Source organism: Desulfuromonas svalbardensis (assembly GCF_055389415.1).
Genome location: NZ_AP042416.1, coordinates 2,654,082 through 2,668,146, shown reverse-complemented (window position 1 = coordinate 2,668,146; position 14,065 = coordinate 2,654,082). Strand labels below are relative to the sequence as shown.

Below are 14,065 nucleotides of genomic sequence, written 5' to 3'. Positions count from 1 at the left end.
CATATGAATAATGTGAAGATCATTTTTGCTCTGTTGATCGTCAGTATGTTGTTGTCATCGGTGGCTTGGGGGGAGCTTCATATTGTTCCAACGTTGTCTCTACGCGAAGAATATAACGATAATATATTTTTAGAACGTGATAAGGAGAGTGACTTTATTACGTTTGTTCAACCGTCTTTGTTGTTCGATTGGAACACCAAACTCTTTGATTTGTCACTTGATCTTGGTCTTGTTTATGAGAAATACCTGCACCATAGCGATGAGGATGACCTTCGCCCCAGCTCAGGTTCGCAACTGGAATCGATTTTTAGCTTGTATCGTGATGTGCTTTTTTTGCGCGTATCAGATACCTACGAGCGCGTACCGATTGATGATAGTGAAAAAGGGGGGGTGGGGAATCAGTTAGTTAACCTTACCGATAGTAATCGACTCATGGTCAACCCTTACTTATTGTTTAAACCCTTACGTACTCTGCAAGCTCGTTTTGACTATAAATATGAAAATATTTGGTATCAGGATGATGCTGGTGATGATGCAGAATATCACCATTATATCGCAACACTCACTCAAGAATTAAGTCCCCGAATTAGTGCTAACCTTGGTGGTGGCTACACTCAGTATCGCCCTCGAAATGCTAGCCAATCATTGTTAGATGATAGCGGTGAACAGGAATATGATCGCAGTTATATCAGCCTCGGTTTGCTTTGGCAGATCAACGAACGACTCGCTATGCGTGGTGAAGTTGGCTCCACTTGGTTGGATTACGAATTTAGTGAGGATTATGATTCCCCTATGTATGGTGCTCAGATCGACTATCAACTCTCACGTGTTTTCACCCTCGGTGCCGCTTATCGGGATGATATTTCAGCGAGTGTCGAGGAAGGTGCAAAGCACGATCAGAAATATTCAGCTTATTTGAGCTACTCTGATCGATCTACCGTCAAGCTTGGGATCTTCCAGAGTCGTGATAAATACCTTGAGACTGATAGGCGAGATGATTCATGGGGGGTGACTCTGAACGGTGAAACTCCTTTGACCAATAAAAAAGGGTTGATCTGGCTTTTGAGCTATACCGATTACGAAGAACAGGATCTGCGTGATTATGATCGCATTGGCGGTCGCATTGAATTTTATCACCAGCTGCGAACTGGCCGATTATCTTGCGGTTATACCTATAACCGCAGTAATTCGAGTCTAAATGATGAGGACTACAACAATAATATTGTTTTTATTCAGCTCGCATTGACGTGGTAGTGAAAACAGGTTTTCCAACTTTTTAATCAAACTCAAATCATGGATTTGTAGATGTATGAAACTTATTTTGGTCTCAACACTAAACCTTTTGAACTGGTGCCTAACCCACTGTTTTTATTTAACAGTCATTCACATAAAAAGGCGATCAGTTATTTGCAGTACGGTTTGCAGGAGCGAGTTGGTTTCATTCTGTTAGCTGGGGAAGTTGGTTCAGGTAAAACTACGATTATTCGTGACATTATTAAGAACCTTGATGAGGACATTGTATTATCGCAAGTCATTAACACCAGTGGTACAGCCACCGATATTTTGGCGATGATTAACGATGATTTTGGCCTCGTCGTCGAAGGCAAAGACAAGGTGGCCCTTCTGCGTGATCTCAATGATTACCTTGTTACTCTCTATTCTGCTGGCAAACGGGCGGTGATCATCATTGATGAAGCTCAAAATCTTTCACCAGTAGTCCTTGAGGAGGTTCGTCTTCTCTCAAATCTCGAAGCAGAAAATGCAAAGTTGGTGCAAATTATTCTCGTCGGCCAGCCTGAGTTACAAAAGATTATAACGCAACCCGAACTGCGGCAATTGCGCCAGCGTATCAGTATCCATTGTCAGCTTGAACCGTTAACTAGAGAAGAAACAGAGGACTATGTCTATCATCGTTTGGCTACGGCGGGAAATCGTACTGCGGTAAGTTGGCATGAAGGAACATTTGATAGCCTTTACGCCTATAGCGGCGGAATCCCACGCTTGCTCAATGTGTTTTGTGATTTTGCATTATTGTGTGCCTTCGTAGAGAAAACTCGTGAGCTAACGGTGGAGATGATCAACGAGGTTATTGGTGATCTCTCTTGGAAACAGCAACAACCCGTAGCCGATAGAGGATGTGAAAAGAATAACGATGGCGATGACTGGGTTGTTCGCCACCTTGATGGTCAACAGAAACTATTGCAGCAGTTGTTAGACCAAAATAAACAGAATACTCAGTGTCTAGATGTTGGCTTATCGCGAATTCATCGCCAGTTAAATCAGTTGCTTGTGGCTGTTAATCAAGTGGGGGATTTGTCCCGCAAAAAGGGATCATTGCGCAACGGAGGCAATAGATGAGAAATCCTGTTTTGAATAGTGATGAGACTGTTCAGGTCAATATGCTGAGCATTGATGTTGAGGATTACTTTCAGGTCTCCGCATTTGAAGATGTCTCACCACCAGATAAATGGGATAACTTTGAGTCACGCGTGGTTGCGAATACTGAGCGTATTCTTCAGGTGTTGGAGAGTGCGGATGTTCGCGCGACCTTTTTTGTCCTCGGATGGGTTGCTAAGCGTTGTCCCGACCTTGTTCGTAAAATTGCTGGCGCGGGGCATGAAGTGGCAAGCCATGGTTATGGTCATCAGCGCGTTGGTCATCTCGAACGTGCTGAGTTTCGTCATGATATCCAACAATCGAAACAGATCCTTGAAGATTTGGTCGGTTGTGAAGTCCTTGGTTATCGTGCGCCAAGTTATTCTATTTCGCAACAAACTCCTTGGGCATTCGATGAGTTGTTGGAGGCTGGTTATAGCTATGATTCGAGCATTTTCCCGGTCAAACACGACTTTTATGGCATGTCAGAATGGCCACGTTTTGCTGGATTAGCGGTAAAGGGGATAACTGGTCAGTGGCAGCCAGCTAAACCAGACCAACTCAATTCAGAGCAACAAGCTCTGATGGAGTTACCTATAACGACTCTGCGTCTAGCGGGGAAAAATTTACCGATCTCTGGTGGTGGTTATTTCCGTTTGCTTCCTTATACGATGAGTCGATGGGGGTTGAAGAGAATAAATCGCGTTGATCGCCAACCGTTTGTTTTTTATCTACATCCGTGGGAGTTCGATCCAAATCAACCTCGGATGATTGGCGCTCGGGTGAAGAGTCGTTTTCGCCATTATCTCAATCTGCATAAAACCGAAAGTCGCTTTAAACGGCTATTGGAAGATTTTCAGTTCGTTCCGATTCGCAAAGGCTTGGAATTGTAACGAGTCGCCATCACCTTTGATTGGTCAGAGCGTATATGGCTGTAAGCGTTGAATCCACTCATCTTTTGTGATTGAGCGCTCTTTGGGTAAGACAACTGACTGTAAAACAGAGGCGGTGATCGTTGAAATGATCATACCTTTACAACAAGGTTGAATAACCATGGAAATTCGACTTGCTACCGATACGGATAAAAATGCGTGGGATACCTATGTGTTGCAGCATCCAGATGGTCTAGCGTATCAATTATACGCATGGCGTCTGGCCGTTAAGCAAGCATACGGATATGAGGCCCATTATCTGTTGGCTGAAAAGGATCACCGCATTTGTGGTGTGTTGCCCTTGGTGGATTTTAGAATTCCGTTTTTTGGGACGAAGCTGATTTCGCTTCCATACTGTGATGCTGGTGGGATTCTCGCAGATTCTGATGATATTGAACTCCAGCTGTTGGATGCTGTTTTAGATTTAACCAAACAAACTGGTATGAAATGTCAGATTCGTTCAACACAGCCTTTGTCAATTGGTCGTGAGAATACAACCGACAAAGTTCGCATGCTTTTGACGCTTCCGGAAAATTCTGATGTGTTTTTGGCGAATCTTAGATCTAAATTGCGTAATAAAATTAAAAAACCATTGAAACATGGCTATCGGGTCGAAATTGGTTCTTCAGGGTTGATAGAACCATTTTATTCGATCTTTGCTAAAAATATGCATGAGCTTGGATCTCCAGTTCATGGTCGAAATTGGATTGAAGCCATTGTCTCTGAATATGGTGAAAAGGTTCGGATTGGCGTTGTTTTTACTCCCGATAGAATACCTGTGGCAGCGGGAATGATTCTACTCCATCCAACGACTGTTTCAAATCCATGGGCTTCATCGTTGCGTGAGTACAGTCATATGAAACCCAATATGTTGTTATATTCGACTCTTTTATCTTTTGCTGCTGATAATGGATATCACCAGTTTGATTTTGGTAGATCTTCACTCGGAGGGGGTACCTACCTGTTCAAAGAGCAGTGGGGAGCACAACCCAGTAAATTGTATTGGTATGACGATATCTCTAACGACTGTTTGGCGAAAAAGATAGATCCAGCAAAGAATTGCCCTAGCGATCATAACGGATACAGGTCGATGGCAGTACAACTCTGGCAGAAGTTTCCTGTATCCAGTGCAAATTGGCTTGGACCTCGAATAAGGAAATATATTTCGTTATGAAAAAGGATCTTTTATTTATCGTACATCGCATTCCGTTCCCCCCTGATAAAGGGGATAAAATTCGTACGTATCACATGCTGCGATATTTGGCTGAGCGTTATCGGGTGACGGTGGTCTGTATGGTCGATGATCCTGATGATCTCCAGCATATCGAGACATTACGGACTTTAGTCCATCACGTTCATTATCGTGTCAGGACGACAAAGATGATGAAATTGTGGGCCCTTAGCGCTCTATTTACTGGCAAGCCTTTTACCTTACAGTGCTTTTATTCCAAAGGCCTACAACGGGAGATCGACACTTATTTGGATCAATATGATCCTGTGTCAATACTCTGTTTTTGTTCCTCTTCAGCCGAATATATTTTTCGATCACGCCATAGCTTAGAAACGTTACAACAAAAAGTATTGCTCAATGATTTAATCGATGTTGATTCTAAAAAATGGGGCGACTATGCAGAAAAACATCGTGGGTTGATGCACTGGATCTATCGTCGTGAAGAAAAACTGTTGTTACCTTGTGAGCAACGCATTGTCGATTCTTTTGATCGAACTTTTTTAGTGAGTGAAGCTGAAAAAAAGATTCTATCTTCACAATTTTGCGTGGATAAGGTTGAAGCGATCTCAAATGGCGTTGATCTCGACTATTTTTCGCCATCGAATGTTTCGAATGCGCAGTACCCGACGGCCCCGTGCAAACTTGTTTTTACTGGAGCGATGGATTATTGGCCGAATGTGGAAGGGGCGGTTTGGTTCGCTGAAAAGGTATTTCCCCTAGTAAAAAAAGAATTTTCTGACGCGGTGTTTTGTGTTGCGGGAAGAAACCCAACAGCTGCCGTTCTGGAGCTAAAAAAGATCACTGGCATTGAGGTGACTGGAACCGTTGCCGATATGCGCAATCATCTGTCTACGGCGACCATTTGCGTTGTACCGTTGTTGATCGCCCGTGGCATTCAAAACAAAGTACTAGAGGGGATGGCGATGCAGAAGCCGGTTGTTGCGACAACGGGCGCTGCCACTGGGATTAAAGCCATTGATGGCGAGGAGATTGTTGTCGCTGACGATGAAATGACCATGGCGCAGGAGATTATTTCCCTGCTCAAGGATGAAGTAAGACAACGACGCCTTGGTGATAAGGCTAGAGCCTATGTAGAACGGGAACACTCTTGGGGGTCACACCTTTGTCGGTTAACTGAGTTGATCGAGAAGGGTAACGTCTAGTTTTGTTTTAATCATTAAGTCTAATTCAGCATGAATAATATTTGTAAAGGGAGTTGTTGAATGACGAAAATTCTCCATATCCTCGATCACAGTCTTCCGCTTCACAGCGGTTATACCTTCCGTAGTCAAAACCTTTTTCGTGAGCAACAAAAAATGGGTTTTGATCCTGTTATTTTAACTTCTCCTAAACATGAAGAAAATTTGTGTGATGAATGCCCTGAAAAAGAGGAGATCAATCATTTCACTTATTATCGTAGCGGTGTTTCTCGGCGTATCCCTGTTCCGTTGATGAGTGAGGTGTGGTTGATGATTGTTTTGTATCAACGCCTTCTTCACGTAGCACAACTTGAAAAACCAGATATTATCCATGCCCATTCGCCGATTCTCAATGCTATTCCAGCACTTTTAATTGGTCGAAAACTTAAGATTCCAGTGGTCTATGAAATTCGTGCTTTTTGGGAAGATGCCGCAGTCGATCATGGTACGACCAGCGAAGGTTCGTTACGTTATAAATTGACGAAAAAGGGTGAAACCTTCGTGTGTAATAAGGTCGATCATGTCGCCATTCTTTGTAATGGCTTAAAAGATGATCTGGTTCAGCGCGGTATTCCCGTGGCAAAGATCACCGCTGTTTTTAATGGCGTTAACCCCGACGATTTTCGACCCTGTGCCGTTGATGATGAATATTTGCGTGAGTGGGGGCTGGCGGGTAAGAAAGTGGTTGGCTTTATCGGTTCTTTTTATCGCTACGAAGGGCTCGATCTGTTGGTCAAAGCGTTTAAACAAGTCGCTGAACAGATGGACGATACGGTACTGCTCCTCGTCGGTGGTGGTGAGATGGAGGGGGAGTTGCATGCCCTTATTGCCAGCCTAGGTTTATCTGATCGCGTTATTATGCCAGGTCGAATTCCCCATGAGCGAGTTCCCGGCGCTTATGCGATGATCGATGTTTTGGCTTATCCACGTCATTCCATGCGTCTGACAGAATTGGTAACCCCCCTTAAGCCTCTAGAGGCGATGGCGATGGGAAAGGTGTTGGTCGCGAGCGATGTTGGTGGGCATAAAGAGCTGATCACAGATGGTGAAACTGGGGTTCTGTTTAAAGCTGGTGATGAGGTGGCGCTTGCTAATTCGTTGGTTGATCTATTGAGCGATCAAGCTAAGTGTGATTGTTTACAGAAGCACGCCATGGGTTGGGTGAAAGAGCAGCATAGTTGGGGAAAAACCACTCAAGTTTATCGCGAGATTTACGCTGATATTTCTGGCAATCTTTCCCATGATTCTGATGAATCGGGTATCTGCCGATGAAAGTTCTCTCCTTTTCATACTGTTTTCCCAGTGAATCGAACCCAACATGGGGGATGTTTGTCTATCAACGTTTAGCGGCGTTACGGGAGCTGGAAAATCTCAAAGTCTGTTCACCTGTACCGTGGTTTCCAGTATTGAAATCCAATGTTGGTGAACCGAATTCCCAACAATGGCAACGGTTGGACGTTTATCGACCCCGTTTTTTTTATTTTCCTGGCGTGTTTAAAAATACCGATGCGTCCTTTTACGCACGCGGATTAACAGGGTGGCTGAAAGAACTCTGTATGACGTGGCTGCCCGATGTTCTTGATGCCCATTTTGTCTGGCCAGACGGCGTTGGTGTGGCGTTATTAGCGCAACAGCTTGGCATTCCGTATGTGATCACCTTGCGCGGTAAACTGTATGAATGCCTCAAGGTGCCTGCACAAACTCGCCAATGCGCTCAGGCGTTACAGGGTGCTGCTGCTGTGATCAGTGTTTCATCACGCATGGCTAAAGAGGCTGAGATGTTAGGTGTGGACCCGCAACGTTTGCATGTCATTGTTAATGGGGTAGACCGCAATCATTTCAGGCCACGAGATAAGAGAGTTTGTCGTAATCAGTTGGGGCTGCCGCAGGAGGGGAAATTATTGGTGACGGTTGCTCACCTTGGGCATCGCAAAGGCCATCATGAAATGATCCAAGCACTTGCAGGACTCGCTAATGATGTTACGCTTATTATAGTTGGTGGTGAGGCTCAAGGTGGAACGATTGACGGATTACAGGATCTTGCTCGTAATTTTGGCGTTGAAGATCAACTGATATTAACTGGGCCACAGCCCTACGCTAAAATTCCACTCTATTTTTCTGCTGCCGATGCCAGTGTATTAGCTTCATATCGAGAAGGCTGTCCGAATGCTGTGCTTGAAAGCCTTGCCTCGGGTACGCCTGTTATCGCAACAGATGTCGGTGCGGTGGCAGATATCTTGCCGCACAGTGTAGGACGTATTGTGCCAGCTGAAAAAGTGGAACCCTTACGTGATGCGATTACTGATGTGCTTAATCAACAATGGAATGCAGAGTCAATTGTTTGTGCCAGTGGTGTTAAAAGTTGGTTTCACGTTGCCCAAGAGGTTCAGAATGTATTTAAAGGATTAGACCTACCGAACGATAGTTAGCTGTTACCTCGTGATGATCTTGTGTTGATTAACTCTGTTTATGACAAACACGTGAATGAGAGGGGATGTATCAGGTATGAAGCAAGTTAAATCAATTAACCATAAACGTTGTCAAACTGATCGTAACCGACGTGTGCTTGCCATTGTTGGCGACACGCAAGTTGGACTGTGGGTAGTACGGAGTTTGGCACGTAATGGTTTAGAGGTTCATGCCATCGTGAATACTGGTCATGGTCAGTCGGCACACAGCCGTTATTCAACAAGTGCGTGGTTGTTAGATAATAATCCCTCCTTGCCAGGTTTTGCTGACGAAATTCTTCAACTCGCCAACCAACTTGATGTTGGCTCCATTATGCCCGTTTCAGAGGGGTTTCATAATGGTTTGATCTCTATTCGTGATCGCCTTGATCTCGCGAATATCCATCTTTTTTCTCCGAGTCGTGAGACTTTCGATAAAGCGACGGATAAAGATTATGTTCATCAACTGTGTTTAGAACTCAATATCCCTGTCGCTAAAGGGATGTGCCTCGATGAACTCATGGAGAAGGGCCCAGAATTAACGCTAACGTATCCATTGGTGTTACGTACCCGAAAACAGAATGTACGCTCGGGGAAAGTTCCCGTAAAAGCGGCTTATGCACGAAACCTTCAGGAGTTGTTGAACTGGCATCGTCAGTTTGAAAGTTTTGCCAATAATGTTCTTGTGCAGGAATATCATCCCGGTGCTGAAGAGCATGTGCAAATACTGATGCACGATGGTGAGATGTTTATGACTGGCGATTATATCGGTGAACATCATATGCCGCTGGCTGGTGGTGTTACCGTACAGCGGGTCAGTTGTCATCATCAAGAGGTGATCGATGATACGGTCAAAATCTTGAAGGCTCTTAACTGGCAAGGAATTGCTGGAGTTCAGTTCCATTTTGACCCTGAAACGGGTCGTTATATTTTTCTCGAAATCAATCCACGCTTTAGTGGTGGATTGCCCACCGTTGTCATGGCTGGATTTGAAGCTCCGTTTAATCTTTGGCAAAGCCATTTTGAACCAGAACATTTATGTCGAACCCCTTATCAGCTTGGATTACGTTCCCGAATTTTAGGTGGTGATGCCAATTGGTTTTTGGGCCAGTTGCGTCAGGATGAATTACCGCCCGGGCAACAACATCTAAGCAAAATTAAAGCCGCGTTGACCCTGCTATGGCACTGTGGCCCGTGGACCAAAGATGATTCATTTATGCTGGTTGATTTAAAACCATTTCTTGTCGATTTTAAGCAAATGTTAAAAAAACTTGGAGCACGTGGACACGAGATTGTTAACTGAGTCGCTATTAAGCTGAATAGAATAAATGGGGTGCTATGAAGCCCGGTATTTTTATTACATTTGATGTTGAGTGCAGCATGGGGGGCGCATGGAATGATCCGTCAATTCGTCCAATTCCGCCCCGCTTGGGGATGATGGGCGAATATGGGCCAAATCAGTTTGGTGTTCCACTCATCTGTGACGTTCTAAAACGGTCAGATCTTAAGGCCACATTTTTTCTTGAGCCGTTCAATGAAGATCTTGGTTATCCACATGAGACCGAACCGGTCGCCCGTTTTTTGACGAATCACGGGCAGGATGTTCAACTTCATATTCATCCTAACCATGTTCATTATGGCCAGTACCTTCGCGGTGAGCCTTATCAACGAACCGATCAGATGGCCGATTTAAGTCGTGATCAACAAAAAGAGGTTATTGTTGCTGGCGCTGATCTTTTAGAGTCGTGGACGGGTTCGCGACCGATCGCTTTTCGCGCTGGAAATATGGGCGCATCAGAAGAGACCTTAGCCGCTCTTATCGATGCAGGCCTTTGGATCGACAGTAGTTATACCTTTCCCTATGTCGGTGGCCAGTGCCGTTTTATGGAGCGAGAACATTATAATGGTTCGAAGTGGTATGGCGATGTTTTGGAGGTTGCTTTGTCGGCGTATCAACAACCTAATATCCCCGGTCTCCATCCTGCAAAGCCTGTCGACCTGATGGGGTCTTCATTTGAAGAATGTCGCGATGCGGTGAAAATGATTTGTGATGCAGGTGGTGATGCCGTGGTGATTTTACACAGCTTTAGCCTGTTTAAGGTGCGTGATAAACAATACAACAACGGTAAGTTGAATAACGTGGTGTTACGTCGTTTTGAAAAATTTTGTCAGTGGCTTGATGATAACCGAACAGAATATCCCTCAAGAACGTTTACCGAGTTGGGCCAACTTGTTCGTGACAAAAAATACCAACCTAAAGCGGTGCCACCGTGCCGAATCAATAAGCCTGTTCGCGCATTAACGAGGAAGTTTGTTCAAGGGATCAACAATTTTTATTGGTTTTAGATCCCTTGAACTGCCGTTGAAACTTTTGGGTCTATGGATTTTATTGAGAGGTTTTTATGCACTCTATCATCGCCAGAAATATTTTCCATCTACAAGAGAACCTTCTCGGTCGTCCGAGTTTTAAAATTCTTGACGAATTGCTCACGTCTGAAACTCAGTCACAGGAGCAGATGCGGCAATTGCAGCTCGGGCGATTACAGCAAACGATCCGTTCAGCCTATATCCATAGCCCCTATTGGTATCAATTGATGAAGTCGGCACAGATCCTTCCCGCGTCCATCACCTCACTTGATGACCTGAAGCGCTTCCCCTTGTTAACGAAAGATACCATTCGTACTCAACGTGAAAAAATGGTTTGGAAGGGGGCAGGCAAACGGATTCAATTGGTTCGTACCAGTGGATCCACCAATGAAGCCCTCGAATTCTACACCTCGTCGACCCGTGAAGCACACATCAATGCCGCCCGTATGCGGGGGCATCAATGGCTTGGTGTTCGCCGTGGGGAAAAAGAACTCTACTACTGGGGCTCACCTATTGAACTGAATAAGCAGGATCGAATTAAACGGGTGCGTGATTGGTTGATTAATGATGGCCTGACTAATGGCTTCGAAGTGACCTCAGAGCGCCTGAAAGGTTATTACGATCAGTGGCAGGCGTGGCAACCGAAATGTATGTTTGGTTACCCAAGCACCCTTGCTCTGACGGTGACGATGGCAGAATCTTTGGGGCTCGATTTGAAACGGTTGAATCAGCGTGGTCTTGAGGTGATTGTGACCACCAGTGAGATGCTTTCTGATGTCGATCGTCAATTGATATCCAATGGCTTTGGTGTGCCAGTTTACGATTCTTATGGTTTGCGTGAGGCTGGTTTGATTGGTCATGAATGCAAGCATGGCACGATGCACTGTATGGATGAACAGGTACTTCTTGAAACGATCGATCCCGTGACCCTTAAACCGACTGACGGTGAAGGGGAACTGGTGGTGACGAATCTTGTTAGCCCAGCTTTTCCAATCATCCGTTACCGTACTGGCGATATCGTCACCCTGTCGAATCGTTCATGTGATTGTGGCAGAAATCTTTCCTCAATAAAGATAAGTGGTGGTCGCGCTGTTGAGTTCATTGTGACCAAAGCGGGGAAATGGGTGGTTGGTTATTCATTTATCTATATTGCTCGTTCGGTCAAAGGGATTGTCAAATTTCAAGTGGTACAGGAAGAGATTGGCACCATTCTCATTCGCCTTGTCGTCAACGATCAGTTTCCGCCTGATGGTCTCAATCAGGTTAAGGAAAAAGCCGCCCAGCGCCTTGGTGGTGATGACCACATTGACGTTGAATTGGTTGAAGAGATCAAGCCAGCGAAATCTGGAAAATATCGCCCTGTCATCAGTAAGGTTGCTGAAGCGTTGTATCAGGACAGAAATTTTGAAGTGTAGCAACTAAAAGGTTGAGATTTTATGAGTGTGCGTTTTCAACGACATATCTTCGCCGTAAACTTTATGCTGCTGTTGTTTTTTGTCGGGTTTTATCCCGCAAACAGTTGGTGCGCCATTGAACCGTCGCAAGTGTTAGTTCTTTACAACGCTGACTGGACGGAAGATCTGCCACTGACTGAAACAGGGCAGGATTCAAAAGAGATTGCCGATTATTATGTACGTATGCATACTGATCCCAATAGTGGTGAAAAACCCTATATTCTTGGGCTTAGTTGTCAGCATGGGATTAAAGTTATTGACGAAGTTTGTCATTTAAATCAGCACCATTTACAGGAGAACAGTGACGATAATCGAGCTGGCGTTGAATTAATTAAACGGCGTTGGTTGGTTGATTCCGCAACTCTTGAAAGTGAACTTATAGATAGTCGTTTAGTAGAATTTACGCTACCAGGTGGCTCAGATGATTGGAATGTTGAAACACTTCAACTTTGGCTCGAACCAGAGAGTGGTTCCAGACTTATCATAGTGAAAGACGGTTTAATCGAGGTATCTGGTCAGGTAAGCGGTAACTACGGTAACGATTGGACCATACGTTTGAACGCAAGGTCCTTTTCCGCTGGCAGAGTAAAGGTTCAAGCCTCCTGTGAAACAGTTGATGGTAAAAAGTCGACATGGGCGACAATCTATACCGACATTGATAATGTGACGTTCAGTCGCACCGGCAGTGATGGGCGACGCGACGATCAAAACTACCGTGAAGATATCGAATTACCACTTAAGGCTTTTCTTGAAAATCCCGACAATTCACGTCCTGATGGTACCTTACTTAAAGATCATATCCTTTTTATTGTTGTCGCCTATGGCCTGCCACGAACGGCCACTTCCCCCTATGGTATTGCCTGCGGAGTTACCGAAAAGCTGAATGATTTTGGGTCAATTATCGATTTTGGTCAACGTCTTCAGCTCCTTTATTATGATGTCGAAAAGGTGATGGGTGTGCAACCAAAACCATATCGATTTGTGGCTAAGGGACCGTTTACCCCATTTTTCTTTCGAGCACCACAAGCGTGGCCTCTCTTTGGTAAAGCAAATCCGTTTGTCCATCGGCAATTGTATCAGAATGACAAAAAATCATTTGTAAATTTGCAAGATCCACCGCTGTTTAGCCAACAAAATAGAAGAAAAGATAGCGATCATCATTTATATTTTGTCATGCGTATTGATGCACCTGATCCATTACAAGCACGTGGTTTGATTGATCGTGCGGTCTATGCGTCAAAGTTCGCTGGCCCGCAAATGGGAATGTCATCAGAGGTGTCACAAGCGCAACAAAAAAAACAAGTTGGTAAATCTAAAGTTGGCCAGTGGCTTTGGCAAAAGGGTTTTCACCACCTTTATAATACTGGCAGAAGTAAATGCTCCTTAGAGCTTTTCCATTTAGCACCATCTGAAACCTACTTTAATCGTGACCCTGTCTATCTCCCCGGAGGGATAGGGGGAACAGTGATTTCGCACAATGGTTGGAATCGGGGTGAAATGTTGCACGATCTATCACGTGGTGTAACAGCAACGATTGGTGCCGCTAGAGTTTATAGTGGCGCCCCGCATATTCATAATAAAAGTTGGTGGGATGATGAAATTCTCTATCCATATCTAATTCAAGGTAGAAGCCTCGGTGAAGTTTTTTTGATGAATCAAGTCCACCTCGGGTGGATTGCAACGTTCGTTGGTGATCCGCTTTATCGCTTGCCGATCATTCCTGTTAATGATGTTTCAGTACCTATGTTTGATGAGACTTTGGCTGTTCGTGTTTGGACTAAAAAGGGTGAAAACAATGAAAAAGAGGCTTGGTTGATGGTCAACCTTGTCAGCACTCCTGATGTCCCAGAAACAGCTCAGTTACGAGCTAAACTGGCTGATGTAAATACTGTTGTTTGTCCGACTTTTGAATCACAACCTTACGGATATTTGGGGCTAGTTACTGAGGTTTGTGGCCGGACTTGGCAGTTGGAGCTCATTGATCCATATGGAAATCGTTGTGTGAGGGATGTGTTAATTCAGTGCGACAACAGTACTCATTAAATTGGCTTTTCGTGGA

At 44.6% G+C, this 14,065-nt stretch carries 11 protein-coding genes; all 11 read left to right on the top strand.

Annotation, left to right across the window (positions count from 1 at the left end; genetic code table 11):
- Nucleotides 1-3: 3 nt before the first annotated feature.
- A complete protein-coding gene (locus ACZ5KY_RS12000) occupies nt 4-1,254 on the top strand; it encodes a TIGR03016 family PEP-CTERM system-associated outer membrane protein (RefSeq protein WP_464244137.1) in 1,251 nt (416 codons plus the stop codon).
- Nucleotides 1,255-1,305: 51 nt separating this feature from the next.
- Nucleotides 1,306-2,358, top strand: a complete 1,053-nt coding sequence (locus ACZ5KY_RS11995; RefSeq protein WP_464244136.1) for an XrtA/PEP-CTERM system-associated ATPase — start codon at nt 1,306-1,308, stop codon at nt 2,356-2,358.
- The gene (locus ACZ5KY_RS11990) at nt 2,355-3,269 is read left to right on the top strand and encodes an XrtA system polysaccharide deacetylase (RefSeq protein WP_464244135.1); all 915 of its coding nucleotides are present in this window, start codon (nt 2,355-2,357) and stop codon (nt 3,267-3,269) included. Before ACZ5KY_RS11995 ends, ACZ5KY_RS11990 begins: the two co-directional genes overlap by 4 nt.
- Nucleotides 3,270-3,429: 160 nt before the next feature.
- On the top strand, nt 3,430-4,482 hold the full coding sequence (locus ACZ5KY_RS11985; RefSeq protein WP_464244134.1) for a FemAB family XrtA/PEP-CTERM system-associated protein: 1,053 nt from the start codon (nt 3,430-3,432) through the stop codon (nt 4,480-4,482).
- Nucleotides 4,479-5,702 carry a TIGR03087 family PEP-CTERM/XrtA system glycosyltransferase gene (locus tag ACZ5KY_RS11980; RefSeq protein ID WP_464244133.1) on the top strand — a complete coding sequence of 408 codons (1,224 nt, stop codon included), beginning with the start codon at nt 4,479-4,481 and terminating at the stop codon, nt 5,700-5,702. Before ACZ5KY_RS11985 ends, ACZ5KY_RS11980 begins: the two co-directional genes overlap by 4 nt.
- Before the next feature lie 60 nt (nt 5,703-5,762).
- Nucleotides 5,763-7,010, top strand: coding sequence for a TIGR04063 family PEP-CTERM/XrtA system glycosyltransferase (locus tag ACZ5KY_RS11975; RefSeq protein WP_464244132.1), 1,248 nt, complete (start codon nt 5,763-5,765; stop codon nt 7,008-7,010).
- Nucleotides 7,007-8,167 (top strand): glycosyltransferase, encoded by a 1,161-nt coding sequence (locus ACZ5KY_RS11970; RefSeq protein WP_464244131.1) that lies wholly within the window; start codon nt 7,007-7,009, stop codon nt 8,165-8,167. The genes ACZ5KY_RS11975 and ACZ5KY_RS11970 overlap by 4 nt, the downstream gene beginning before the upstream one ends.
- A 76-nt stretch (nt 8,168-8,243) precedes the next feature.
- Nucleotides 8,244-9,488 carry a carboxylate--amine ligase gene (locus ACZ5KY_RS11965; RefSeq protein WP_464244130.1) on the top strand — a complete coding sequence of 415 codons (1,245 nt, stop codon included), beginning with the start codon at nt 8,244-8,246 and terminating at the stop codon, nt 9,486-9,488.
- A 35-nt stretch (nt 9,489-9,523) separates the two neighbouring features.
- Nucleotides 9,524-10,531 carry a polysaccharide deacetylase family protein gene (locus ACZ5KY_RS11960; RefSeq protein ID WP_464244129.1) on the top strand — a complete coding sequence of 336 codons (1,008 nt, stop codon included), beginning with the start codon at nt 9,524-9,526 and terminating at the stop codon, nt 10,529-10,531.
- A 56-nt stretch (nt 10,532-10,587) separates the two neighbouring features.
- A complete protein-coding gene (locus ACZ5KY_RS11955) occupies nt 10,588-11,967 on the top strand; it encodes a phenylacetate--CoA ligase family protein (protein ID WP_464244128.1) in 1,380 nt (459 codons plus the stop codon).
- A 21-nt stretch (nt 11,968-11,988) separates the two neighbouring features.
- Nucleotides 11,989-14,049, top strand: a complete 2,061-nt coding sequence (locus ACZ5KY_RS11950; protein WP_464244127.1) for a hypothetical protein — start codon at nt 11,989-11,991, stop codon at nt 14,047-14,049.
- Nucleotides 14,050-14,065: the final 16 nt, after the last annotated feature.

What these genes read in the sequence shown, in the direction of transcription:
- ACZ5KY_RS12000 (WP_464244137.1), top strand. Translation starts at nt 4, where the DNA reads ATGAATAATGTGAAGATCATTTTTGCTCTGTTGATCGTCAGTATGTTG.
- ACZ5KY_RS11995 (WP_464244136.1), top strand. Translation starts at nt 1,306, where the DNA reads ATGTATGAAACTTATTTTGGTCTCAACACTAAACCTTTTGAACTGGTG.
- ACZ5KY_RS11990 (WP_464244135.1), top strand. Translation starts at nt 2,355, where the DNA reads ATGAGAAATCCTGTTTTGAATAGTGATGAGACTGTTCAGGTCAATATG.
- ACZ5KY_RS11985 (WP_464244134.1), top strand. Translation starts at nt 3,430, where the DNA reads ATGGAAATTCGACTTGCTACCGATACGGATAAAAATGCGTGGGATACC.
- ACZ5KY_RS11980 (WP_464244133.1), top strand. Translation starts at nt 4,479, where the DNA reads ATGAAAAAGGATCTTTTATTTATCGTACATCGCATTCCGTTCCCCCCT.
- ACZ5KY_RS11975 (WP_464244132.1), top strand. Translation starts at nt 5,763, where the DNA reads ATGACGAAAATTCTCCATATCCTCGATCACAGTCTTCCGCTTCACAGC.
- ACZ5KY_RS11970 (WP_464244131.1), top strand. Translation starts at nt 7,007, where the DNA reads ATGAAAGTTCTCTCCTTTTCATACTGTTTTCCCAGTGAATCGAACCCA.
- ACZ5KY_RS11965 (WP_464244130.1), top strand. Translation starts at nt 8,244, where the DNA reads ATGAAGCAAGTTAAATCAATTAACCATAAACGTTGTCAAACTGATCGT.
- ACZ5KY_RS11960 (WP_464244129.1), top strand. Translation starts at nt 9,524, where the DNA reads ATGAAGCCCGGTATTTTTATTACATTTGATGTTGAGTGCAGCATGGGG.
- ACZ5KY_RS11955 (WP_464244128.1), top strand. Translation starts at nt 10,588, where the DNA reads ATGCACTCTATCATCGCCAGAAATATTTTCCATCTACAAGAGAACCTT.
- ACZ5KY_RS11950 (WP_464244127.1), top strand. Translation starts at nt 11,989, where the DNA reads ATGAGTGTGCGTTTTCAACGACATATCTTCGCCGTAAACTTTATGCTG.